Origin of the sequence: Mycobacterium sp., assembly GCF_052143115.1 — a bacterium.
Classification (GTDB): Bacteria; Actinomycetota; Actinomycetes; order Mycobacteriales; family Mycobacteriaceae; genus Mycobacterium.
In genome coordinates, this window is record NZ_JBKQTQ010000020.1 from 38,545 (window position 1) to 62,873 (window position 24,329).

Annotated in this window: 20 protein-coding genes and 4 pseudogenes; 17 read left to right on the plus strand and 7 right to left on the minus strand. The window is 63.3% G+C overall.

Annotation, left to right across the window (positions count from 1 at the left end):
• Positions 1–163: 163 nt before the first annotated feature.
• The 8 genes from ACLQI9_RS01850 (at position 164) to ACLQI9_RS01885 (ending at position 9,087) form a co-directional block, all read left to right on the plus strand.
• Positions 164–961, plus strand: coding sequence for an SDR family NAD(P)-dependent oxidoreductase (locus ACLQI9_RS01850; RefSeq protein ID WP_442390863.1), 798 nt, complete (start codon positions 164–166; stop codon positions 959–961).
• A gap of 27 nt (positions 962–988) precedes the next feature.
• The gene (locus tag ACLQI9_RS01855; protein ID WP_442390865.1) at positions 989–2,038 is read left to right on the plus strand and encodes a dihydrodipicolinate synthase family protein; all 1,050 of its coding nucleotides are present in this window, start codon (positions 989–991) and stop codon (positions 2,036–2,038) included.
• A gap of 233 nt (positions 2,039–2,271) precedes the next feature.
• Positions 2,272–3,174, plus strand: a complete 903-nt coding sequence (locus tag ACLQI9_RS01860; protein ID WP_442382636.1) for an enoyl-CoA hydratase — start codon at positions 2,272–2,274, stop codon at positions 3,172–3,174.
• A complete protein-coding gene (locus ACLQI9_RS01865) occupies positions 3,155–4,357 on the plus strand; it encodes an amidohydrolase family protein (protein WP_442382635.1) in 1,203 nt (400 codons plus the stop codon). Before ACLQI9_RS01860 ends, ACLQI9_RS01865 begins: the two co-directional genes overlap by 20 nt.
• Positions 4,358–4,379: 22 nt before the next feature.
• Positions 4,380–6,005: an acyl-CoA synthetase gene (locus tag ACLQI9_RS01870; protein WP_442382634.1), complete on the plus strand. Its 1,626-nt coding sequence runs from the start codon at positions 4,380–4,382 to the stop codon at positions 6,003–6,005.
• Positions 6,002–6,841, plus strand: a complete 840-nt coding sequence (locus tag ACLQI9_RS01875; RefSeq protein WP_442382633.1) for an amidohydrolase family protein — start codon at positions 6,002–6,004, stop codon at positions 6,839–6,841. Before ACLQI9_RS01870 ends, ACLQI9_RS01875 begins: the two co-directional genes overlap by 4 nt.
• A gap of 2 nt (positions 6,842–6,843) precedes the next feature.
• Positions 6,844–7,896, plus strand: a complete 1,053-nt coding sequence (locus ACLQI9_RS01880; protein WP_442382632.1) for an acyl-CoA dehydrogenase family protein — start codon at positions 6,844–6,846, stop codon at positions 7,894–7,896.
• Positions 7,897–9,087, plus strand: a complete 1,191-nt coding sequence (locus tag ACLQI9_RS01885) for an acyl-CoA dehydrogenase family protein (RefSeq protein ID WP_442382631.1) — start codon at positions 7,897–7,899, stop codon at positions 9,085–9,087.
• Positions 9,088–9,156: 69 nt separating this feature from the next.
• Here ACLQI9_RS01885 and ACLQI9_RS01890 read toward each other — a convergent pair whose 3' ends face one another.
• From ACLQI9_RS01890 to ACLQI9_RS01900, 3 genes are read right to left on the minus strand one after another with little or no spacing between them, the layout of a single operon-like run.
• Entirely contained in the window at positions 9,157–10,314 is a 1,158-nt protein-coding gene (locus tag ACLQI9_RS01890; RefSeq protein WP_442382630.1) for a thiolase family protein, read from the minus strand.
• Positions 10,311–11,525, minus strand: coding sequence for a CaiB/BaiF CoA transferase family protein (locus ACLQI9_RS01895; RefSeq protein WP_442382675.1), 1,215 nt, complete (start codon positions 11,523–11,525; stop codon positions 10,311–10,313). Before ACLQI9_RS01895 ends, ACLQI9_RS01890 begins: the two co-directional genes overlap by 4 nt.
• A gap of 56 nt (positions 11,526–11,581) precedes the next feature.
• Positions 11,582–12,793, minus strand: a complete 1,212-nt coding sequence (locus ACLQI9_RS01900) for a cytochrome P450 (protein ID WP_442390867.1) — start codon at positions 12,791–12,793, stop codon at positions 11,582–11,584.
• Between the two features lie 131 nt (positions 12,794–12,924).
• On the opposite strand from ACLQI9_RS01900, the pseudogene ACLQI9_RS01905 reads away from it, so the two are divergent.
• Positions 12,925–13,575 (plus strand): annotated as a pseudogene (locus ACLQI9_RS01905) (DUF1345 domain-containing protein).
• Positions 13,576–13,611: 36 nt separating this feature from the next.
• Here ACLQI9_RS01905 and ACLQI9_RS01910 read toward each other — a convergent pair.
• Positions 13,612–14,100, minus strand: coding sequence for a winged helix-turn-helix transcriptional regulator (locus ACLQI9_RS01910; RefSeq protein WP_442382628.1), 489 nt, complete (start codon positions 14,098–14,100; stop codon positions 13,612–13,614).
• 93 nt (positions 14,101–14,193) lie between these two features.
• Here ACLQI9_RS01910 and ACLQI9_RS01915 point away from each other — a divergent pair, with 93 nt between their 5' ends.
• From ACLQI9_RS01915 to ACLQI9_RS01940, 6 genes and pseudogenes are all read left to right on the plus strand, one after another.
• Positions 14,194–15,387 (plus strand): thiolase family protein, encoded by a 1,194-nt coding sequence (locus ACLQI9_RS01915; RefSeq protein ID WP_442382627.1) that lies wholly within the window; start codon positions 14,194–14,196, stop codon positions 15,385–15,387.
• Between the two features lie 171 nt (positions 15,388–15,558).
• Positions 15,559–16,620 (plus strand): annotated as a pseudogene (locus ACLQI9_RS01920) (IS630 family transposase); the annotation flags it as partial.
• Positions 16,603–17,637, plus strand: coding sequence for an NmrA family NAD(P)-binding protein (locus ACLQI9_RS01925; RefSeq protein WP_442382053.1), 1,035 nt, complete (start codon positions 16,603–16,605; stop codon positions 17,635–17,637). The pseudogene ACLQI9_RS01920 and the gene ACLQI9_RS01925, both read left to right, overlap by 18 nt.
• Before the next feature lie 110 nt (positions 17,638–17,747).
• Positions 17,748–17,966, plus strand: a pseudogene (locus tag ACLQI9_RS01930) (steroid 3-ketoacyl-CoA thiolase); the annotation flags it as partial.
• 174 nt (positions 17,967–18,140) lie between these two features.
• The gene (locus tag ACLQI9_RS01935) at positions 18,141–18,548 is read left to right on the plus strand and encodes a nuclear transport factor 2 family protein (RefSeq protein WP_442382040.1); all 408 of its coding nucleotides are present in this window, start codon (positions 18,141–18,143) and stop codon (positions 18,546–18,548) included.
• A 60-nt stretch (positions 18,549–18,608) separates the two neighbouring features.
• Positions 18,609–18,805: pseudogene (locus ACLQI9_RS01940) on the plus strand (steroid 3-ketoacyl-CoA thiolase); the annotation flags it as partial.
• Between the two features lie 80 nt (positions 18,806–18,885).
• On the opposite strand, the gene ACLQI9_RS01945 reads toward ACLQI9_RS01940, so the two are convergent.
• Positions 18,886–21,171 (minus strand): serine hydrolase, encoded by a 2,286-nt coding sequence (locus tag ACLQI9_RS01945; protein WP_442382041.1) that lies wholly within the window; start codon positions 21,169–21,171, stop codon positions 18,886–18,888.
• Between the two features lie 63 nt (positions 21,172–21,234).
• Here ACLQI9_RS01945 and ACLQI9_RS01950 point away from each other — a divergent pair, with 63 nt between their 5' ends.
• The gene (locus ACLQI9_RS01950; RefSeq protein ID WP_442382042.1) at positions 21,235–21,456 is read left to right on the plus strand and encodes a hypothetical protein; all 222 of its coding nucleotides are present in this window, start codon (positions 21,235–21,237) and stop codon (positions 21,454–21,456) included.
• Positions 21,457–21,639: 183 nt separating this feature from the next.
• The gene (locus ACLQI9_RS01955) at positions 21,640–22,314 is read left to right on the plus strand and encodes an SDR family oxidoreductase (RefSeq protein WP_442382043.1); all 675 of its coding nucleotides are present in this window, start codon (positions 21,640–21,642) and stop codon (positions 22,312–22,314) included.
• A gap of 20 nt (positions 22,315–22,334) precedes the next feature.
• Here the strand turns inward: ACLQI9_RS01955 and ACLQI9_RS01960 are convergent, their stop codons facing one another.
• Together ACLQI9_RS01960 and ACLQI9_RS01965 are read right to left on the minus strand one after the other, a co-directional pair.
• The gene (locus ACLQI9_RS01960; RefSeq protein WP_442382044.1) at positions 22,335–23,480 is read right to left on the minus strand and encodes a zinc-binding dehydrogenase; all 1,146 of its coding nucleotides are present in this window, start codon (positions 23,478–23,480) and stop codon (positions 22,335–22,337) included.
• A gap of 203 nt (positions 23,481–23,683) precedes the next feature.
• A complete protein-coding gene (locus tag ACLQI9_RS01965) occupies positions 23,684–24,220 on the minus strand; it encodes a hypothetical protein (RefSeq protein ID WP_442382045.1) in 537 nt (178 codons plus the stop codon).
• Positions 24,221–24,329 lie beyond the last annotated feature (109 nt).

The following is a 24,329-nucleotide window of genomic DNA, read 5'->3' on the forward strand; positions in this document are numbered from 1 at the left end:
GCATGCCGTTCCGGCCCCGCGGCCGGTGGAGTCGAATCTACCGTCAGTTGCCCGGTGATCTGCGGTAACGCAGCCGTGTCGCCGTCCCCGTCTGCTACTGTAATACCTATCGTAAACTTTTTGATACGCATGGCGGCAAGCGAAAGATAACCGGGCATTTGCCATGGATTTAGGGCTGACAAACGCCACCGCAGTCGTCGTCGGCGGTGGCCGCGGCATGGGGCTAGCCGCCGCGCGCTGCCTAGCGGACGACGGCGCCCGCGTCGCGATCGTCGCCCGGTCCCGGGCTGACCTCGATCGCGCGGCCGCAGACTTGACTGATCGCGGCAGCCCCGATGCCCTTGGGCTGGTGGCCGACATCGTCGATGCCGATCAAGTCAACGGTGTATTCGCCGAGCTCGGTGACCGATGGAATGGCGAACTCAACGTGCTCATCAACGCGGTCGGGCCGGGCGCGGTCGGCAGCTTCGAAGACCTGACCGACGAGCAGTGGCGCCAGGCTTTCGACGACGGCGTGATGGGCATGGTGCGCTCCGTGCGTTCGGCTCTTCCGCTACTTCGGAAGGCGGCGTGGGCGCGGATCGTCAACTTTTCGGCGCACTCGACCCAGCGTCAAAGCGTCATACTGCCGGCGTACACCGCGGCCAAAGCGGCGCTGACGAGCATTTCCAAAAACTTGTCGCTGTTGCTGGCCAAGGACGAGATCCTGGTCAACGTGGTCTCCCCGGGCAGCATCGCGTCCGAGTCGCTGGTCGGCTGGGCCAAGTCGGTCGGGGTCGACGGTGATAACCCCTACCAGTTGATGGATGCCATTGCCAAGCACTTCGGGCATCCGGCCCACCTGCCACGAGCCGGGCTGCCAGACGAAATGGGTTCAGTTGTGGCGTTTTTGGCATCGCGTCGCAACTCATACATGACCGGGGCGAATATCAACGTCGACGGCGGTTCGGACTTCACCTGACCGTCGCTGACTGGGAAGGAGTCGATGATGGCCACGGCGAGCGAGGCACGTCCTTGGGCGCGCAGCGTTTTGCGGGGAATCGGCGATTCTCTGTACACACCGTTCTGCGGCACCGACGGTGACGACATCGACTGGGACGCATATCGGACGCTGGTTCGTTACTGCGTCAGCGATCTCGGGCACCCGATGTTGTGGTGCACCAGCGGCATCGCGGAGTTCTGGTCATTGACGCTCGACGAACGAAAGCGCCTGCTGGAGGTGGCGATCGAGGAAGCCAGAGCCGCCAACCCGGACATCGTGGTGCAGGCCTGCACAGCCGCCATGTCGGCCAAGGACTGCCTGGATCTCACCCTGCACGCTCAGCGCGCCGGCGCCGACATCGCCTATATCCAGACGCCGATGATGGAGGCTCACGGCGGCGAAGGCGTGCTGCGGTTCTTCAAATACATCGGTCAGCGCACGGATATTGCTCTGGGCATGTTCAATTCGCCTGCTTCGGGATACGTACTGACGGCGGCCGAAGGCGCGCGCATCTACGACGAGGTCCCCGCGGTCTGCGCTACGAAGGAGGGCGCGTTCCGTCCGGCGAACAGCCGTCTGTTGCACGAGTTGGCGCCCGGCCTGGTGATCTGGGAGTGCGAAAAGACGGTGTACCGGGCCGGATGGCTGCGCGACGGGATCGTCTGCCCGGCCCAATTGGGCACCGCCGGGTACTTGTTCGAGACCCCCCAGCGGCCGCTGCTCTCCGAGTATTGGGACTTGGTGTGCAACGACAAGCTCATCGAGGCGATGGACTACGGCCGCGAATCGGGTCTCGACCAACTCGAAATCGACCTCGGATCGTGGTTCACCTGCTATCCCGGTCGGGCCGATTACTTCACGCATTGGGGCGGCGCGTTCAAATACGCCGCGTCGGTACTCGGCCTGCCGATCGGCGGCTATCCGCATTCCCGGCCGCCGCAGGCCAAGTTGCCGCCCGAGGCCAAGGCTCAGATCGAAAACGCCTATCGGCGCCTCGGGCTCGTGGATGCCTCGCCGGCGGCGCGAACGGCGTTGACATCACATGTCGGGCAGTGAATTTTGGCTGCTCGCGCCCCATCGCGCGGTGGACGACGGCAGTTGCGGAATGCAGTACCGATAGGTATACAGTATGGATACAAACCTCGCCGAAGTTGCTGCCTGAGATCAGTTAGGAGTGGCGCAGATGAGCCGCGCTGACGACGATGCAGAGCGCAGCGATGCGGAGGAGTGGCGCAGATGAGCACCGCTGACGACGATGCAGAGCTCAGCGATGCGGAGGAGTGGCGCATATGAACACCGCCGACGACGTCGTCGCCCACTCCACCCAAGACGAGGCAGTCATTTACGAGGTGACCGCGAGCGGCGTCGCCGTCTTGACGTTGAACCGGCCGGATCGTCTCAACACCTGGGGCGGTGACATCGCGACCGCGTTTTACGCGGGATTGGACCGGGCCGAAGAGGACCCGGCTGTTCGGGTCATCGTGCTGACCGGTCGCGGTAAGGCGTTCTGCGCCGGCGCTCAGCTCGGTTCGATGGGAAGCGTGGCTCAGTCGATTGAGAAGACCGACGAAGGCAAGTTGGCAAGCCTCGTCGGGGAACGGCAACCGTACTATTTGACGACGCTGTGCAAACCGATCGTCGCGGCCATCAACGGATCCTGTGTCGGCATCGGCCTGACCCAGGCGCTGATGTGCGACGTGCGGTTCGCCGCCGCCGGAGCCAAGTTCGCGGCGTCGTTTGCGCGGCGCGGCCTGATCGCCGAATACGGCGTCTCATGGATACTTCCGCGGCTGACCGGCTGGGGCATCGCACTCGACCTGTTGTTGAGCGGCCGAACCTTCCTTGCCGACGAGGCGGCAGACCTGGGGCTGATCAAGGAAGTGGTCCCGCCCGAACAGCTGATGAAACGCGCGATGGAATACGCCGAAGACATCGCCCAGAACTGCTCGCCGGCATCGATGGCCGTCATCAAACGTCAGACTTACGGTGATGCCATGCGTGAGGTGGTGCAAGCGAGTTCGCGGGCCGAAGCCTTACTGCACGAGTCGCTGCAACGTCCCGATGTCATCGAAGGGATTACCAGCTTCCTCGACAAGCGAGCGCCGAGCTTTCCCGGGCTGAGCGCTTCGACAATGGCCACGAATGACTCTTGCGGTCCCGGAAAGGATGATCATGGCGAACTTGGGCTATAAGGCGATCGACGTCGACAATCACTACTACGAACCGCTGGACGCCTTCACCCGGCATCTGGACAAGAAGTTCCGCCGACGTGGTGTGCAGATCTTCAGCGACGGTAAGCACACCCAAGCGGTCATCGGGGACCGGGTAAATCGCTTCATCCCCAACCCGACGTTCGACCCGATCATCGTGCCGGGGTGCCTGGATTTGCTGTTCCGCGGCGAGATTCCGGAAGGCGTCGACCCGGCGTCGCTGATGAAGGTCGAGCGGTTGGAGGCGCACCCCGAATACCAGAACCGCGACGCCCGCATCACGGTGATGGATACCCAAGGCATCGAAACGGCGTTCATGTTGCCGACGTTCGCATGTGGCGTCGAGGAAGCGCTCAAGCACGATGTCGACGCGACGATGGCGTCACTGCATGCGTTCAACCTGTGGCTGGATGAGGACTGGGGCTTCGACCTGCCCGACCATCGGATCGTCGCCGCGCCGATCATTTCGCTGGCCGATCCTGCCAAGGCGCTCGACGAGGTGGAATTCGTGTTGCGCCGCGGCGCGAAGCTAATCCTGGTGCGGCCCGCGCCGGTGCCCGGTGTGGTCAAGCCGCGGTCCTTGGGCGATCCGGTCCACGATCGGGTATGGGCTTCACTGGCAGAGGCGGGCGTGCCGGTGGGGTTCCACTTGAGTGACAGCGGCTACCTGCAGGTGGCGGCGATGTGGGGCGGCAAGTCGACGTTTGAGGGGTTCGGTGGTTCAAATCCGTTGGACCAGGTGCTCGTTGACGACCGCGCGATTCACGACACGATGGCCTCGATGATCGTCCATGGAGTGTTCACCCGTCACCCGCGGTTGAAGGCGGTCAGTATCGAGAACGGTTCATATTTCGTGCACCGGCTGGTCAAGCGTCTGAAGAAGGCGGCCAATAATCACCCCAGCCTGTTCCCCGAGGATCCGGTGGAGCAGCTGCGTAACAACGTCTGGATCGCGCCCTACTACGAGGATGACTTGCCGGAGTTGGCCTCGGTCATCGGTGTCGACAAGATTTTGTTCGGATCAGACTGGCCGCATGGCGAAGGCTTGGAGGATCCGGTCTCTTTCACCGAGGAATTGGTCGGATTCAGTGATGCCGACATCCGAAAGGTCATGCGCGACAACGCATTAGATTTGCTGGACGTCAAGGTCGGATCGGCCGCTTGAACGTTCAAGGCCGCGCAAACCGATGAGCGAGTGGACCATAGGGGCGGTCCTGGACGCGATCGCCGAGGTCATCCCGGACCGGACGATCACCGTCTGCGGCGATCGTCGCAGCACCTTCGCCGAAACAGCGGACCGCACCCGCCGGCTGGCAAACTTCCTCGCCGGCAGGGGCTTTGGTGCCCATCAGGAACGGACCGGCCTGCAGAACTGGGAATGTGGGCAGGACCGTATCGCGCTTGTCATGCACAACGACCTTTATCCCGACATGGTCGTCGGTTGCCTGAAGGCCCGCACCGTCCCGGTGAACGTCAACTACAACTACACGCCGCGTGAAGTCCAGGAACTGCTCGACTACCTGCGGCCACGCGCCGTCATCTACCACAAGTCTCTCGGCGCGAAATTCGCCGATGTGTTTCCGCCGGACAGCGCGGATCTATTGCTGTCGGTGGACGACGGAAGTTCGGTACCGGAGCTGCCCGGCGCGGTGCCGTTGGACGATGCGCTGGCGCAAGGGAATACCGACCATAACGCGACCGGGCCGCCGGATGACCTGCTGATGATCTGTACTGGAGGTACCACCGGTCGGCCCAAGGGCGTGCTCTGGCGGCAGTCCGACATCTACGTGTCATCGATGTTGGGGGCCGATCATGAGTCCGCCCAAGAGATCCATGACAAGGTGAGCCGAGCCGCCGGACCGCCGTGGTTCGCCGTTTCACCGCTGATGCATGCCGCCGGCATGTGGACGGCGTTCGCCGCGATCATGGCCGGCACGACCGTGGTGCTGTACGACACCCGCCGCAAACTCGATCCGCGGGCAGTATGGCAGACGGCCGAGCGTGAAAAGATCGGCATGATGACGATGGTCGGCGACGCATACGCCGCGCCGCTGGTTGAGGAGCTGCGGCGTGGTCGCTACGACTTGTCGTCGCTCAACGCGATCGGAACCGGCGGTGCCGCGACGAATCCGAAATACCAACGGGCGCTGCTGGAATTGCTGCCCCACATCACGCTCATCAACGGATACGGGTCGTCGGAAACCGGCAACATGGGGTTCGGGCACAGTCAGGGTGACACCCGGACCGACACCTTCACACTGCGCGAGGGCGGACTGATCCTGTCCGAGGACTACAGCCGCTTTCTTCGGCCCGGGGAGCGCGAAATAGGTTGGGCTGCCAGAGAAGGGCGAATCCCGCTCGGGTACTTCAATGATCCCGACGCCACCCGTAAGACCTTTCCCGAGGTCGACGGTAAGCGGGTGGTGATATCCGGTGACCGTGCCAGTCTCGAGGAGGACGGCACCTTGCGGCTGTACGGCCGCGATTCGCTGGTCGTCAATACCGGCGGCGAAAAGGTGTTCGTCGAGGAGGTCGAGGAAGTACTGCGTGCGCATCCCTCGGTCGCCGATGCATTGGTGGTGGGCCGCCCGAGCGATCGCTGGGGTGAAGAACTTGTCGCGCTCGTCGAACTGCGCGACGGAACCGATGCGGCACGTGAGCCGCTGCATGCGCATTGCACATCGCAGCTGGCACGGTTCAAGGCGCCCAAGGACTACATCTTCGTCGAATACGTCCATCGCCTGGGCAATGGCAAGGCCGATTACCGGTGGGCGAAAACTCAAGCGACAGAAAAGGCGCCGATGTCGACATGAACGCAAGCCCAGTCATCGATTGCTTGGTCAATGTGCACTTCGGTGAGACCGAGAAGCAGCCCACGTGGATGCTGAAGGTGCGCGATGACTACTTCAAGGGACCGGAGTCGATGTTCGCGCCGGTCGACCTGGCGGAGTTGCTCGACGAGATGGACGAGCACGGTGTGCGCAAGGCCGTGCTGATGGATAACCTCGCGAAGCCGTCGGTAACCGCGCGCAAATTCGTCGAAGCCAGGCCGGATCGGTTCGCGCTCGCGATGGGTGGTGTCAACCTACTGCGGCCGATCCCGTCGCTGCGGGAACTTAGTGCCGTCGTCAACGAGCTTCCGGTCGCGTATGCCGTTGTGGGGCCCAGCTTCTGGGGAGATGGCCAGTACCCGCCCAGTGACGCCGTCTACTATCCGCTCTACACCAAATGCGCCGAGCTAGAGCTACCGCTGTGCATCAACACCGGTATTCCCGGACCTCCCATCCCCGGAGAGGTGCAGAACCCCATTCACCTCGACCGGGTCTGCGTGCGATTCCCCGAGCTCAAGCTCTGCATGATTCACGGCGCGGATCCCTGGTGGGACATCGCGATCCGATTATTGATCAAATACACCAACCTGCGCCTGATGACGTCGGCTTGGTCACCCAAGCGGCTGCCGGAAAGTCTGCTGCACTACATGCGGACCCGCGGGAACAACAAGGTGATCTACGCCTCGGACTGGCCGGTGTTGAAAATGCGCCGTGTCGTCCCCGAAGCTCAATCTCTGGACCTGCCCGCCGACGTCCTCGAGAACTACCTCTACAACAACGCGCACGAATTCTTCTTTCAGGGTCAGGAGGAACACTGACGATGGACCGCTACGAACTGCGCAGACTTGACTACAGCCTGACAGAGGATCACCAGGCGTTGCAGGCGGCGTACCGAGATTTCTTCAAAACGCACTGCCCGATCGAGACCGTGCGTGCCGCAGAGGAATCCGGGTTCGACAAGAGCCTGTGGGAGCGGCTGTGCACGATGGGCGCGACCACCATGGCGCTGCCCGACACCGTCGGGGGAGACGGTGCGACACTGGTCGACTTGACGTTGGTGGCTGAGGAGATCGGGCGCTCGCTGGCGCCGGTGCCGTGGATCGACCACGTATGCGCGGCCCGGTTGTTGAACAGACTCGGCTCGGTGGAATCCGATCTCGTGAACGGTAAGCAGCTCGCGGCGTTTGACCCGCAACACGACAACGTCAGCGGAGTTCGGCTGATCCCGACCGGATCAATCGCCGACCAGCTCATCGTCCGCGACGGTGAGGACGTGGTGCGGCTGACGTTCGACACCCGCCCGACCAAGGTGGACAACATCGGCCGGCTGCCGATGGCGTGGGTCGATCCGGCAGGCGCCGACACCAGCGTCGTGCTTGCCAGCGGATCCGACGCCTTGGCGCACTACCAACGGGCACTGGATGAATGGCGGGTGCTGACCGCTGCGGCATTGACGGGCCTGGTGGAAGAGACCATGACCATCGCGGCGGAGTTCGCCAAGACCCGCTACACGCTGGGTGTGCCGATCTCGACGCTGCAGGGCATCTCCCATCCACTTGCCAACATTGCGATCACCGTGCAGGGCGGCCGTAATCTGGCGCGGCGCGCTGCGTGGTTTTTGGACAACGAGCCCGACGAGCGCCCGGAGTTGGCACCGGCGGCGTTTGTGTTCATGGCCGAGGAAGCGGCGAAGGCCGCGACCATGGCGGTGCATGTGCAAGGTGGTCTTGGCGTTTCGGCGGAGGCGGCCGCGACGGCATACCTGGTGCGCGCCCGTGGTTGGGCGCTGGCCGGGGGAGACCCCGGTGCCAGCGCCAAATACATCGCCGAGATCGTCGCCGAACGCGAAAGCCGTTCAGGGAAGGATGCATAGGTGGATTTCTCACGAGTCACTCTTTCCGATGACGATCAGGCCTTTCTCGACGAGGCCCGGCAGTTCTTGAGAACTCATGTGACGGACGACGTCAAACGTCGAGACCGGGAAACCGGCGACAACTTTGACGAAGGTGTGCATTTAGCACTGGGAGACGTGGGCTATCTCGAACGCGAATGGAAGCCGCATGCCGAAGGCGGATTCCCTCGGGTACGCCGCCGCATTTGGGAATTGGAGAAGCGTCGGGCGCATGTGCCCTGGGTGACCTGGGGGACCACCGCGATGGTGGCGCGTTCGGTGGCCAAGTTCGGGTCACCGGAAGTGCGGGATGAGGTGCTGCCGAAGGTTTTCAGCGGGCACGTCCGGCTGTGCTTGGGCTACACCGAACCCGAAGGCGGTTCCGACATCGCCACCTGCAAGACGCGCGCGGTGCGCGACGGGGACGGCTGGATCATCAACGGCTCGAAGATGTTCACTACCGGGGCGCACAAGTGTCAGTATGTCTTTCTGATCACCAACACCGATCCAGAGGCGCCAAAGCACAAGAGCCTGACCATGTTTCTGGTGCCGCTCGATTCCCCTGGCATCGAGATCCAGGGCATGCGCACCATCGACGGCGATCGCACCAATATCGTCTATTACAGCGATGTACGCGTCGACGACAAGTACCGGCTCGGCGAGGTCAACGCGGGCTGGACGGTGCTGCGAGATCCGCTCAACACCGAGCACGGCGCAGTTGCCGCGGCGCGCGATGGGTTGCAGGACGTGTCGATCATGATGCACCAGGCCGGCTTCATGGCCGATGCCCTGGACAAGGCCGCCGGCAAGGTTGCGGAGCGGGATCCGAACGGGCGCAGGCTCATCGACGACCAGGCAGTGGCATACCGGCTGGGTCGCAGCGCCGCACGGATGGAGGCGGCGTTCAGCGCGCCGAGCATCTTCGGCCGGGTAGCGCTGGCACAGACGATGCGCGACATCTCACCGGACCTGATGGACATCCTCGGCGCGGCGTCGACGCTGCCGAACGGCACCGACGGCGCGGCCGACGACGGCGCGTCGGAGTACGTGTACCGCTTCGCGCCGCTGGTCGGGATCTACGGCGGCACCCTCGAGGTGTTCCGCAACATGATCGCGCAATACGTGCTCGGCCTGGGCAAGCTGAATTATTCGGCGCCGGTGAAAGCTCATTAGGACGAGCAGACGCAAAAGCTCTTAAAAGCTCGGCGTGTCAGGGGCTTTTGCGTCTGCTCGGCCGGAATATCAGGTCGTCAGGATGGTCGCCGCTGCCGTGCCGGGCGCACCGTACACCTGGGCAAAGCCGACCCGCGGAGTTCCGGGGACTTGGCGGTCGCCGGCCTCGCCGCGCAGTTGGCGCACCAACTCGTGCATCTGACGCAGCCCCGATGCGCCGATCGGTTCGCCGTTGGCGATCAATCCGCCGTCGGTGTTGACCGGCATTGGGCCGATGATCTCTGTGGCGCCGTCAGCCAGCAGCTTCTCTTGTTCGCCGTCGGCGCAGAACCCCGCCTCGGCCATGTGGATCAGCTCCGCGCCCGCGTCGGTGTCCTGGAGTTGGATAACGTCGACGTCCGACGGTGCCACACCCGCTTTCTCGAAGGCGGCCTTCGCGGCGTAGACGGTCGGCGATACGTCCTCCTCGACGGGTGCATACGTCGTGTTCACCTCGTAGGCGCCGTAGCGGCGGGTGCGGACTTCGACCGCACGCACATACACGGGTTTGGTGCTGAATCGGTGTGCGATGTCGGCACGACACATCACGACGGCGGCGGCGCCTTCGTCGGGAGCACAGAACATGTACTGGGTTAGCGGATAATTCAGCACCGGCGACGCGAGAATGGCCTCTTCAGAGATCGGCTTGCGGCGAAAGGCGTTGGGGTTCAATGCGCCGTTGCGAAAGTTCTTGGCGGCCACCTTGGCCAGCGCTTCGGTGGATATGCCGTGGTCGTGGAGGTAACGGTTTGCCTTCATCCCGAAGAACTTGGTGGTGAGGTATTGACCGTTCTCGGCGTACCAGCTCGGCATCCCGACCAGTGCGGGATCTTCGGTGAAGGCGCCGCGCGGGTGCTTGTCCATCCCGACTGCGATGCCGATGTCGTAGTCGCCCAATCGGATACTGTCGGCGCACAATTTGGTGGCGCTGGCCGCGGTCGCGCAGGCGTTGAACACATCGGTGAATGGGATGCCGGTGAGACCCACCATGCCGACAATCGCGTCCGGGTTGGCCACCGTCCAGCTCCCGCCGACCGCGAATTGGATGTCTTTCCACTCGACGCCGGCGTCGGCCAGCGCCAGTCCGATCGCGTCGGCCGCCATCTCCATGGCGGACTTACCCTCGAAGCGACCGAACGGGTGCAGACCCGCACCGATGATGGCGACCTGGTTCTTGCTATCGGTCACGCTATTGCTCCCGATTCCTTGAGTTCGGCAATGCGATCCCAGTCCATGCCGATCTCCATCAGCACGAGTTCGGTGTGTTCCGACGCCTGCGGGGCACGGGTTGTCACCTGCGGTTCGTGGTTGAACTGGACGGGCCCGCGCACCACCCGGAACGGTGCTCCGCCGCTGGCGAGTTCGACCTCGACGATCATGTCGTTGGCAATGGCCTGCTCGTCGTCGGCCAGGTCGATGAGGCTCTGGAAGGGCGCCCACTGACCCTTCATCGTTTTCAGGTGCTCGCGCCAGTAGTCAAAGGGCCTGGTGGAGAATGCTTTTGCAATCAGTTGGGCTGCCGCGTCGGCATTTTGGATCAACGGCAGTACGTCGGCGAAGCGCGGATCGTCAGCGGCCTCGGGAACGCCGAGGTGCTCGAAGGTGTCGCGGATCAAGCCCGTCGGGCTGATGATGCACAGGTTGATCGTGCCGCCATCAGAGGTTTCGTAGTTGCCCATGAATGGATTCACCGACGGGTTGGCCGAACCTGGCATGGGCGTACGCATCACCTCTCCGGTTTCCATGCCCTGCGTCACGCTTGCGCCCGCCGCCCACCAGGCTGTGCTCAGCAACGACACGTCAAGTTCGACGGCCTCGCCGGTCCGCTCGCGATGCAGCAGCGCCGCCGAGATGCCACCCGCGATGAACATGCCGCCGATGGAATCGCCGAACGCGGGAATGCCCTGTCCCAGTGCACCGCCCAACTCCTCGGGCGTCAGCGCGTACCCCACGCCACTGCGCGTCCAGAACGCCGTCCCGTCATAGCCCCCGACGTCGCGCTCGGCACCCTTGTCGCCGTACGCCGAACCCCGGGCATAGACAATGTTGGGGTTCGCCGCGCGAATGTGCTCCACGTCGAACTTGTGCTTCTGCCGCTGCGCGGGCATGTAGTTGGTCAGGAACACGTCGGAGGTCTTGGCCAGTTCGTAGATCACTTCCTGGCCGCCCGGTGTGGAAACGTCGATCCCGACGCTGCGCTTGCCGCGGTTGGGATGCTCCATCAGCGGATGCCGATCCGGGTTGACCTGGATGCCACCCATGTTGAGGAAGCCGCGTTGGGTGTCACCACGCACCGGGTGCTCGATCTTGAGGACGTCGGCGCCCCAGTCGGCGAGGATGGCGCCCGCCGCCGGGACGAACGTGAACTGCGCAAGCTCCAGGACCCGAAAGCCCTCCATCACTTTGACCAATTCAGCCCTCCTTCGACGTTCGAAAACCTCTCCAACCGTGAACGCTACGTGGGGTCGAACGTCACCGGAAGCGCGTTCGGCGAGCGGAAGGGCTGGCCGTCGATATGCGGGTCGTCATCGGTGACGAGCTTGACGTTGGTCACCCGACTCAGCAGGCATTCCAGCGCGACCCGGGTCTCCATGCGGGCCAAGTGAAGGCCTAAGCACGTGTGTTCACCGGCCGCGAAGGAGATGTGCGGCATGTGCTTGCGAAAGATGTCGAATTCCTCCGCGCGCTCCCATCGATGCTCGTCGCGATTGGCCGAGCCGATGCACAGATCAACTGCCGAACGTGCGGGAATCTTGACTCCTTCCAGCTCGGTGTCTTCGGTGGCGAACCGCTGCACCGTGGTCAGTGGGGTTTCGAAGCGCAGCGCCTCTTCGATCGCCGGCGGGATCAACTCGTGATTGGCGTGCACCGCATCGAACTGGTCCGGGTTGGTGAGCAACAAGAACAAAAGGTTGCCCGATGAGCGGTAGGTGGTTTCCAGCCCGGCGGGCAGCAGCAGTCGCAGGAAGGAGTAAATGGCTTCGTCGCTGAGCTTTTCGCCGTCGATCTCAGCGGTGACCAGATCACCGATGATGTCTTCGGTCGGCTTCGCCTTGCGCTGCTCGATCTGGTCGAGGAAATAGTCTTTCAGCGCCGACGATGCTTCGAAAGCGCGCTCGTACTTGACGGTGTAGTTGATCAATTGCACTGCGCGGCGGCGAAACGTGGGCAGATCCTCGGCCGGCAGACCCAAGAGCTTGGCGATGACCCGAGTAGGGAACTCGAACGTGAAATTGCGGACCAGATCGGCTTCGCCGGCGTCGATGAACTCGTCGATCAGCTGATTGCAGATTGGCCGCACGACCGCGGGTTCCCAGCGCGCGAGCGCCTTGGATTTGAACGCCGCCGATACCAGGTTGCGGTGTTCGCGGTGTTTCTTGCCTTCCATCGCCAAGATGGTGGGACCCATGAACAGCCCGATTGTGTTGTCGTAGTAGGCCGAACTGAAAGCCTGGCCGTCGCGGAATGCCTTGTTTACCGCGTCGAACGACATCGCAGCGAAGGAGTTCTTAGGTCGCAGCGATTCGGGGGTTTTGGAGTAGTCGACGACCGTCCCGTGGAACACGCCGCCTTCGCTGCGTTTCTGGGTGAAGTACGGGTAGGGGTCACGGATGAAGCCGGCAGGCAAGGCGGCGTTGACGGCAGCGTCCTGAACTCGACTTTCCACAGCTGCTCTCCGGCTTCGGCTACATGATCGTACTGTAAAGATTACAGTAGCCTACATCCGGGGCTGGCAGCGTCTCTCGCACGGGTGTCCAAATGGTGAGCTGACGGCCGGTTGGTGGTTAGGTCGGGATTGTGAATTCCCTGGTGAAGTTGTTCCGCGACACCGTCGCGGTTCGGATATTGGTCGCCGTGTCGCTCGGAGTCGCCGTCGCTCTCGCGGTGGGTAACACGGTCGGCTGGCGATTCGCGCTTGCCGGCTGGATCGCTACCGCCGGAGTGTATGTGGTGTGGACGCGGCTCATCTTGGGCGGAATGGATGCCGAGCAAACCTGCAGATGGGTGACCCGGGAGGACGTCACCCGCTGGATCGCCGACGTGGTCATCGTGTCGGCAAGTATCGCCAGCTTGGGCGGGGTCGGCTAGTTGGTGGCCGCCGCGTCGCGCTCCGGCCCCGAGGCCGTAGAAGCCGCCGCTGTCGGCATCCTGACCGTCGCGGCATCCTGGTTTTCCTTGCACACGCTGTTCACCGTGCGCTACGCGCGGCTCTACTATTCGGACGAACCGGGCGGAATCAACTTCCACGACCGGGAGCAGCCCTGTTTTCAGGACTTCGCGTATGTGGCCTACACCGTCGGCATGACCTACCAGGTGTCGGACACCGAGATCTGCTTGAGGTCCATCAGGGCGACGGTGTTGCGCCATGCGATGCTGTCCTATCTCCTGGGCGCGGTTGTCCTGGCGGTCACGATCAATTTGATTGCGGGGCTTGGCTCCAAGGTCTGATCGAATCGGACCGCGCCGAGCCTCCGCGCCGCGGACTCAAGCGTCGCGGCGCGAATTCCGCCTGGCCAGCTGAACGCCGAGCTCCTCCGGTGGCACTGGATGACCGGCAGCGCAACGGATTTCGACCGACGCTTCGGCTCCGCAATCCAGGTGAATGAGGCGCAACCGGCTGCGGCCCGGCAGGTGGCGCTGGCCCCACTCGAACATCGCCCACACCACGGGCATGAAATCGGTGCCGGCCTCGGTGAGCACGTACTCGTCGCGGGTGCGCTGCCCCGGGTGACGATATGGCCGCCGCGTCAGTAAACCGAGGTCGACCAATTCGGCGAGCCTCGCCGAGGTGGCGGCCTTGGTGATCCCCACCCGCCGTGCGAAGTCGTCGAAGCGAGTGGTGCCGTAGTAGGCCTCGCGCATGATCAACATCGCCGATTTGGTGCCCACGACCGACATGGTCTTCTCGATCGGGCACTCACCGACCGCCGACCAGGCGTCGCGATCCGCCAGCGCGCCCTGTAAAAGTGTCACGCAAATCACCTCCGATCTGGGTTGTTCTCAGTATACCCAGGTGTTTAGCTGAGTACAGCTACAAATACCTAGCATTCGGCTCAAGGAGGAGTCATGGCATATCAAGGTCGCGACGCCGTCATCGTGGGTGCGGTACGCACGCCCGTCGGCAAGGGCAAGGCAAGCGGCGCATTGCACGACGTGCTGCCCGCAGATCTGCTGGCCCACAGCTTGCGAGAGCTGGTGGCACGCACCGGCGTGGAACCAGGCCAGATCGATGACGTCATTGCTGGTGCCGTAACGCAGGTGGGTGACCAGGCAGTCAACATCGCGCGCAACGCCCTGCTGGGTGCGGGGTTCCCGGAGTCGGTTCCCGGCACCACGGTTGACCGGCAGTGCGGCAGCAGCCAGCAGGCCATCAGCTTCGCCGCCCAGGGCGTCGTCTCCGGCGCGTACGACCTGGTTATCGCCGCCGGCGTGGAGTCGATGAGCCGCGTCCCGATGGGCAGCTCGGTGTTGCCGGGCAGCAACCCGTTCGGCAACGACATGACCAGCCGCTACCCCGAGGGCCTGGTGCCGCAGGGCATCAGCGCGGAACTGATCGCCGCGAAGTGGGGTTTCTCGCGCAGCCAGCTCGACGAGTTCTCGGCCGGCAGCCACGAGAAGGCGGCGCAGGCCACTAAGGACGGACTCTTCGACAACGAGCTGGCTCCGATCGCCGGGCTGAGCACCGACGAAATCATCCGGCCCGGCACCACCGTCGAGACCCTGGCTGGGCTGAAGCCTGCCTTCTACGACCCGGCGGTCCAAGCCCGCTTCCCCCAGATCAATTGGTCGATTACGCCGGGCAACTCGTCGCCGCTGTCCGACGGCAGCGCCGCGGTCCTGATCACCAGCGGCGAGGCCGCCAAGAAATTGGGCCTGCGGCCGCTGGCCCGGATTCACACCGCCACGGTGGTGGGCTCGGATCCGCTGTACATGCTGACCGGCGTTATTCCCGCCACCGAGAAGGTGTTACGACGCGCCGGTCTCACGCTGGCTGACATCGACCTCTTCGAGGTCAATGAGGCGTTCGCACCGGTCGTGCTGGCATGGGCGAAGGACGTAGATGGGGAGCAAAGCAACATCCTGGCGCGGACCAACGTCAACGGCGGGGCCATCGCCATCGGCCACCCTCTGGGCGCGAGCGGTGCCCGGATCATGACCACGCTGGTCAACGCTCTCGAACAGAGCGGCGGTCGGTACGGGCTGCAGACGATGTGCGAGGGCGGCGGCATGGCCAACGCCACCATCATCGAGCGGCTGTAACGCTCGCAGGACAGAAAGCCACCGACAATGTCATCTCACACCACCTTCAAAATCTTTGTCATAGGTGGCACCGGAGCCCAAGGCATCCCCATCATCCGTGCCCTAGTGTCGTGAGTCATTAATTCACCTCTAGTGTTTTAGAATTGATAGGTGCCGAATCCTGTCGCGCCTATGGTGGATCTGACCGACGATGAGCGTTCCCAGTTGTTGGCGTGGTCGCGGCGGTCGACCAGTGCTAATGCGTTGGCGATGCGGTCGCGGATTGTGCTGGCTGCTGCTGACGGGCTGAGCAACACTGCGATCGCTGACAAGCTCGATATCCACATCACCAGCGCGCGCAAGTGGCGGACGCGGTTTGTGGCCAACCGACTCGACGGTCTGCTCGATGAGCTGCGGCCAGGCCGGCCGCGTACGGTGGCCGATGAGCAGGTCGAGGCGGTGATCACCACGACCCTGGAGACGACTCCGAAGAATGCCACGCACTGGTCGACGCGTTCGTTGGCTGCCGAGCTGCGGATGTCGCAATCGGCGGTGTCGCGGATCTGGCGGGCGTTCGGATTGGCTCCGCACAAGCAAGATTCGTGGAAGTTGTCCTCGGATCCGCAGTTTGTCGACAAGGTCCGCGACATCGTCGGGCTGTACATGGATCCGCCGGAGCGAGCGCTGGTGTTATGCGTGGATGAAAAGACCCAGATCCAGGCGCTCAACCGGACCCAGCCGGTGTTTCCGATGCTGCCCGGCACGCCGGCGCGGGCCAGCCACGACTACGCCCGACACGGCACTTCGAGCCTGTACGCCGCCCTGGATCTGTCCAGCGGCAAGGTCATCGGATCGCTGCATGCCCGCCACCGCGCCCAGGAGTTCCTTGCCTTTCTCAAGAAGATCGATGCCGAAGTGCCCGCCGATCTGGACTGCCACGTCGTTTTGGACAACGCCTCCACCCACAAGACCCCAGCGGTAAAGCGTTGGCTCACAGCGCATCCGCGGTTCGTGCTGCACTTCACCCCGACCAGTGCGTCCTGGCTGAACCTGGTCGAGCGCTGGTTCGCCGAACTGACCACCAAGAAACTGCGCCGCGGCACCCACACCTCGGTACGCCAACTCAACAAAGACATCCGCGCCTGGATCGACACCTGGAACGACAACCCGCGACCCTACGTATGGACCAAAACTGCCGACCAAATCCTCGAAGCCGTCGCCAATTACTGCCGCCGAATTAATGACTCACGACACCAGCTAGTCGCCGACAAGAAATACTCCGTTCGATTCCTCAGCCGCGACCCCGCCTCCCGGCGAGCCACGGACCTCCTCGCACTCGACAACGTCTCCATCCTGGAAGGCTCATTCGCCGACGAAGCCATCCTGCGGGAAGGATTCCGCGGTTGCGACGGAGCATTTATCAACATCGACGGGTTCAACACCGGCGAGAAAACCGAGACCTACTGGGCGATCCGCAGCTACGAGATAGCCATCGAAGAAGGAATTAAATTCTTCGTCTATGGAAACCTCGACTACGGACTGAAGAAATCGGGATATGACTCTAGGTTCCGCACCGGCCATTACGACGGCAAGGGACGCGTGGGCGAGTGGATCTTGTTTCAGAACCAGGCGAATAGGGATCGGATGGGAGCTGCGGTCTTCACGACGGGTCCGTACATCGAGATGGTGATTTCGCCCCGGACGCCGATGACACCTACCGTCGAGGATGGTGTCGTAACTTGGCGAGTTCCGCTCGGCGGGGGAGCCGTTCCGCATGTGTCTCTTGAGGATTGCGGGTTTTATGTTCGTTGGCTTTTCGACCACCCGGAGCGCGCCAACGGCATGAACCTCGAAGTCGCTATCGATCACGTCGGCTATGCGGATCTTGCTGCGGCGTTTGAAAAGGTCACTGGCCATCCAGCGCAATACATCGACACCGATTTAGAGGCTTACTGGAGCAACGGTCCGCAGAGTGCACGCGCGGCTGCGCCTGCTGGATACAACGCCGACCCAATTGACAAAAGCACCATGAGCGTGCGCGACAATTTCACGGGGTTCTGGAATCTTTGGAAATACGGAATCGTCAAACGGGATTATGCTTTGCTCGACGAAATTCACCCGAATCGCATCAGGAGTGCCGAGGAGTGGTTCCGGAGAGAAGATCAGTTTGGCCGCGAGTTGGGGCACGGCAGCCTTTGGGAGAGGGTTCAACCGGAGAACCAGACCCCGATTCTAAAGATTGGTGAGGATATGAGGACAGGGAAGTTATAGATCAGACGCTCGATCCGGTCTGAAAGGTACAGGTAGACATGGGTTTCCGTCTTCGTGCGGTATCGCTTCACGCCGACAGTGATCGAACTATCAGCCGGGTCGCGGACCACCTGGCACTGGCCTGGGCCCATGACACCGGAGCGGATCTGGCCAAGACCAACGTCAACGGCGGGGCGATCGCGATCGGACATCCACTGGGCGCGAGCGGTGCCCGCATCATGACCACACTTGTGAATGCGCTTGAACAGCGGGGCGGTCGGTACGGGCTGCAGACGATGTGCGAGGGCGGCGGCATGGCCAGCGCCACCATCATCGAGCGATTGGGCTAGCTGTAACGGCAGACCCCGCGCCTGTCCGATTCAAGGCGCGGGGTCTATCGCCGTCTCGGCGATCCGACGGATCGCGCTGGCACGGACACCCCAAATTGGTGTGTCGAGCTGAGGCTTTCGGGTGGGCTCGGAAAATCCCACCGACAAAGAGCCGGCACGGAAGAATCCCTAACCATGACCGAGCCCTCAACACCGTCCAACGGCCAAACCCGCTTGGCCTACATCCTCGGGGTGCCCCTGGCGCCGGATTGCCAACGCCAATGGCCCCAAATGGCAGAAGTCGTGTCTGGCCGCGACCTCATCGCTCAAGTCGAAGGCAACTTCCCCGAGCTCACCCTAGAAGTCGGTCGGCGACTTCACCTCGAGGACATCGTCGTCGTCGAATGGACGTGCAATTACGGCGATGGACGCCTCTACCGGAACGTCAGCATCGCCGAACTCCACAACGGCGAGGCCACCAAAGTCACCGACTACTGGGGCGAACCCACCACCACGCCCGAATGGCGCCGACCACTCACCGGTCGTCTCGACATGCCCCCCGACGGAGTTTGGAAAGACGCACAACACCTTTCCCATTACTAGCGCCTCAGCGAGAATCAGACCTCCGCGGCGAGGTTAGCAAGTTGCGCCATGGATCCGACGCTGGCCTGGGCCCATCACACCGGAGCGGATCTGGCCAAGACCAACGTCAACGGCGGCGCCCACTGGGCGCCAGCGGTGCCCGCATCATGACCACACTGGTCAATGCCCTGGAGCAATGCGGCGGTCGGTACGGGCTGCAGACGATGTGCGAGGGCGGCGGGATGGCCAACGCCACCATCATCGAGCGGCTGAGCTAGGCGGCTCCGGCATCCAGGATGAGAAAAATAGAAGCCTCCGGCCCCTGATGGGTCCGGGGGTCTTCTTGTCGAATTCCGCATTAGCTCGCGGGGTCGAGCAGCGCTCCATACGTGATGGACCGCGATATCGCACGGATATCGGGCACCGGGTAGGGCCGCCCGGTCATCGGGTTACCTGCGTCTACCTGCTGGATCATGCCGATGACGATGACGTCGTAGGCTGGATCGACCCAGAACCAGGTGCCGTGCACGCCGCCCCAGTAATAGCTACCCGGACCGATGGCGCCGCCGTTGAAATCGGCCCGTGCAGGATCGAGCACGATGCCCACCCCCATGCCATAGCCGATGCCCGCGAACGGCTGATCAAAACGCATCGGAACACCCTCCGGCAGCAGGTTGCTCGTCATCAGCTTGACCGATGTCGGCGCCAAAATCCGGGCGTCGTCGAGCATCCCACCATTGGCCAGCATCTGCGCGAAACGCACGTAGTCCTGCGCCGTTGCATACAGCCCGGCGATCGAGAGCAGGTATCGCGGCTTCTCCCCCGCGGGGACGCCAGCCAGGACCGGAAATGGCGATTGGTCCGCGGCCAGGCGCAGCGTGAGGTTCTGGTCCAGGGTGTATCGGGGTGCGATGCGGCCGCGGTCTTCCGGCGCGACGCCAAAGCTGGTGTCTTCCATGCCCAGCGGCCCGAAGATTCGGCGTTCGAGGAAGGTGTCCAGCGTCTCACCGGATATCCGCTGGATGATCACGCCCTGAAACTCCTGCTGGAGGCCGTACCGGAACAGGGTGCCGGGCTGTGCTTCCAGAGGCAGTTTCGCCATCTTGGCGACCATGTCCTCGTTGGTGCCGCTGAATAGGCCAGCAGCGGCGTACACCTCATCCAGCTTCGGATTGGTGCTGCCCACTGGCGCGCCGAAGGCGAAGCCGGCGGAGGAAGCCATCAGGTGACGCATGGTCATCGGACGATCGAGCGGGACCAGCTCGTCATCCTTCAACACCTGCAGATCGGCGAACTCGGGAATGAATTTGGTGACGGGATCGTCGAGCTGCCACTTGCCCTCTTCGTAGAGGGTCATCATCGCGGCGCCGATGATCGGTTTGGTCATCGAGGCGATGCGGAAAATGGCGTCTTCCCTTAGTGGTTCACGACTTTCGAGCGTCTGATAGCCGAAGCGCCGGAACTTTACGAGCTTGCCATGGCGGGCGACCATCAGGCTGATCCCGGCATAGTGCCCGGCATCGATCTCCACCTGCATCGCGTCGTCGAGACGGTCCAGGCGCTCGGGAGAGAAGCCGACTGACTCCGGAGAAGCCATCTGCAAAGAAGCTGTCGTCATGATGTAGACCTCGCGAAGTTGGCGATGTCGCTGGCGGTGTCGCGGCTGATGTCGGGACAGATGACGGGCATGATCTCGGTCCCGTGGACGGTGCCCATGACTTGGCGGCACGCCGCTCCTCAGCAGCAGCCGGTAGAAGCCAATGCCCTCGTCGCGCAAGGGATCACACTCGTTGACGCTGATCACCACCGGTGGCAAGCCCCGGACATCCTCGCGCGTGGCCATGCCGGGCCAGGCGAGCGGGTTGCGGGCCTTGAAGGCTTCGATGCCATAGGCGACGACGCTGCGGTTGTCCTGCACGGAAATCAGTATTCCCTCGTTCTCGCTGGAGGACGGGTTCTGCGGCAGCGGCCACGCGCCGGCGATGTACGGGCACATGGCATAGAGGCCTTGGATGAGGCCGAGTTCACCGTCCTGTTTCAACTTCATGCCGGTGGCGAGAGTCAGGTTGCCGCCGCCGCTTTCGCCGACGATGACGATGCGCTCCCGATCGACGCCGAGGGAGTCTGCGTTGGCGTGGACCCACTTGAGGCCCGAGACGCAGTCGTTCAAGCCGGCGGGAAATGGCGCCACTTCCGGCGCCGAGGAAGGGTGCACCGAGTTGCGGAAATCAATCATGGCCACCGCGACGCCGTGGGCGGCAATCATGCGGCCCCAGGTTTTGTAGTTGCCCTGGTAGCAGGAACTCATCTCCATGCGGCCGCCGTGGATGTAAAAGATGCAAGGCAAGGCCTTTTCGTGATCCGGCCGGATGTACAGGATGTTGATGGTGTTTCCGTCCGGAGAGGAGGTGAAGGTCTCGGTGCGCACGGTCAGCCCGTCCGACGGGGCGATGTCCTCGTCGTCCATGGCGTCGAACATACCTCTGACATGGTCAAGGGCGGCCAGGGCCGCGGGACAGTTCTCCTGCGCCAACAGTTCCTCCCGGCTCGAGACGTTGGGCTTGGCGGCCCCCAGGTCAATGCCCGCGAAGTACGCCTTGATCCGCGGATCAAGGCGAGTGTCGAGTTCAAGCTTCGAGGTCATGCGCAACTCCTTCTGAGGCCCGCCCACAATCCTGCTTATCGCAAAATACTGCGCTGGTGAGCATTGGCTGCGCACCCCGGGATTGCGGCATTTGAGCCGTCGTATCCACGCACCGGCAAGTCAACGCTGGCCTGGGCCCATGACACCGGAGCGGATCTGGCCAAGGCCGCCAACTTCACCATCCTGCGCCAGAACCCATACACGGTAGATGCGCGCCGGCTCAACGAGATCGAGGTGATAGGCACGGTCTATGGCGGGCGCTGGTTTCCGGCCGCCACGTCGTAGCGTCCGTGTCAGACCAAGAGCACACCTACCTAGGCTCCCGCGACCGCAGTGCCGTCAAGCCGACGCTGGTGTGGGCGCACGACGCCGGGGCCGATCTGGCCAAGACCAACCACCCACGCGATCACTACGAAACAATGCGTGTTGGGAACGTCTCAGGCCCTCGACTACTCGAAGGAGACCACGATGAACAACGACCAGATCATCGCTCTGGTCAGCGGCGCCAACCGGGGGCTAGGTAAGCGGTTCGCAGCCCAACTCATCGAGCGGGGAGCTAAGGTCTACGCCGCCGCCCGCCGGCCCGAAACGATCGACGTGTCCTGCGTCGAACCCATCCAACTGGACATCACTGACCCGGCCTCAGTGAGCCGCGCCGCGGAAGTGGCCGGCGACATCAACGTGCTCGTCAACAATGCGGGTACCTCGACGCGCGCGTCACTGTTATCTGGAGCGTTCGACGACGTGCGGCTGGAGATGGAGACGCACTACTTCGGCACGCTGGATGTCATCCGCACCTTCGCGCCGATCATCGAAGGCAACGGTGGGGGAGCGATCCTCAACATGCTGTCGGTGTTGTCCTGGCTGCACGCTCCGGCCTCCGGTGCCTATTCGGCAGCCAAAGCGGCCGCGTGGGCGATGACCGATGCAATCAGGCAGGAACTGGCGCCTCGCGGCATCAGCGTCACCGCCGTACATGTCGGCTACATGGACACCGACATGGCCGCCTTCGCGCCTGCAGATCAGAAGATCGATCCCGCGGTCGTCGCCAGACTTGCGCTGGACGGCTTGCTGGCCGGCGAGCCCGAGATCCTCGCCGACGACCTAACACGCGCGACGAAAGCGCATCTATCCGGCGGCTGATTCGAGCGCCGCTCTCGCAGTTACGAGTGTGCGTTGGGAGTTACCAGGAACTTCTCCCCGGTCGCTCGCTTGACATAGGCATGGAACGCGTCCGGCCTGAGCATGCCGGCGAGTGAAACTTCCCGGGTGTAGGTGCTTGCGAACGTCGTGGTGAGTTCCGCGGCCACACGGGTCCGGAGTCTCCCAAAGGCTTCGGCCCCGATGCTTTGAAGGAACGGGGTCAGTAGCCAACCTCCAACACCCCACGCCATGCCGAAGTCTCTCGTGAGCGTGGTCGGACGGGTGTCCAGTCCGCCGTAGATGTACACCTGCTTGTGCACGGTCGATCCGTAGCGTGAGTACTCCTTTGCGGTCGCGTTGGCTGCTTGCTCCATGCCGCTGAGGATTTGACTCGCGAGCGTGCCCCCACCCGTGGCATCGAACGCAATCGTCGCGGAGGTTGCTTTGAGAGCCTCGACGAGGTCGCTTGAGAACGTCGGCGAGGCCGAGTTGCAGACATGGACGGCGCCGAGCGACCGCAGCAGGTCCTCTTGGTCGGGCTTGCGGACGATGTTGACAAGCGGCACCCCGTCTTTGATGGAGAGCTTGACGAGCATCTGGCCGAGATTCGACGCCGCAGCCGTATGGACGAGGGCTGAATGACCCTCGCGCCTCATGGTTTCCAGCATTCCGAGGGCAGTCAGAGGATTGACGAAGGAGGACGCCCCATCCTTCGGCGTTGTCCCCTCGGGCAGCACAAGACACGCGTAAGCATCAACCGCTCGGTACTGCGTGTACATTCCGCTGCCAGCGATCCCTACCGACTTGCCGACAAGGGCCTGGGCCGCTGGGGAGGACCCGGCAGCCACGACGGTGCCCGCGCCTTCATTACCCACCGGAAGCGGCTTATCGACTCGCGCCGAAAGCCCCTCCAGTGCCGCTTCTTTCAACGTTGCGGTGACGACTGGGCGCTCCGGCGTGCCCGCTATCGTGGCGGTAGACATGTCGGCGCCGGCGATGAGAACGCCCAGGTCTGACGGGTTGATCGGCGAGGCCTCCACGCGGACCAGCACCTCATTACCGGCGGGCGATGGAACCGGGACGTCGTGCAGCGAGAGCTCGAGCGTGCCATGCGACGTCACCAGCGAACGCAGTTCCAGCGCCCGGTCAGGCAAATCTGCGGTCATCGGGGTGCCTCTCTTTCCTGTCGGGATTTGTCCTCGACCATATGAACTCGCGACGCAGTCGCAGATCTTCCCGTCGCCACGACAGTGGTGGCCTCACCCCGAAGGACGGCGGGATGGCCAATGCCACCAGCATCGAGCGTCTGGGCTAGGCGGTCTCGACGGCCTCGCCAGGTCCGGATTCGAAGAATCTGACCAGGTCAAAATCAGAGCCAGCCGGTGCGGGCGGCCGCAACCGGCCCGGCGGGAGCTGGGGCCAAGTCGCCGTCCCGCACGCCGTCGAGCATCCGTTTCACTGTGGCGACGATCTCGGGGGCTGCCGCGGCGAGTCCGGTCTCATCGGCTTTGGTGAACTCATCGGCATCGACGCCTGCCCGGGCCAGCACGGCGGCCGGGTCGGCCAACTGATCGGCCAGCCAGGACACCGGGTCGGCTGACAGCTCGGGGACGAAGTGCCGGCGTGCGGGTTCCCAACCGTTGAAACGGGGGTGATGATGGGCGCGGTCCAGCGTCCCGGGCGGGCTCTCGGTGGACCCGAATAGGTCCACCCGCCACACCGGGCGCGTGAAGGCGATCGGGATGCCGGCGTAGATCGACCCCTGGGGCTCGGCCCGGTCGATGAGGCGTAGCTCCAGTCTGACTCCGCGTTCCGGGGTTTCCTGACCGGCGAGCGGGGTCGGGTCGACGAAATACATGTCCCCGACGACTACACCCAGGGCTTCGAATCCGAACGCTGCGAGCATCGCGCACCTTTCCTTCCGACTCCTTGAGCCTAAACCCGGGCGGTCGGCGTGGCGTATCCCAACCGAAGGCGGGTTGGTAGTTACGATCCGACACGCCGGCGGCGTGCAC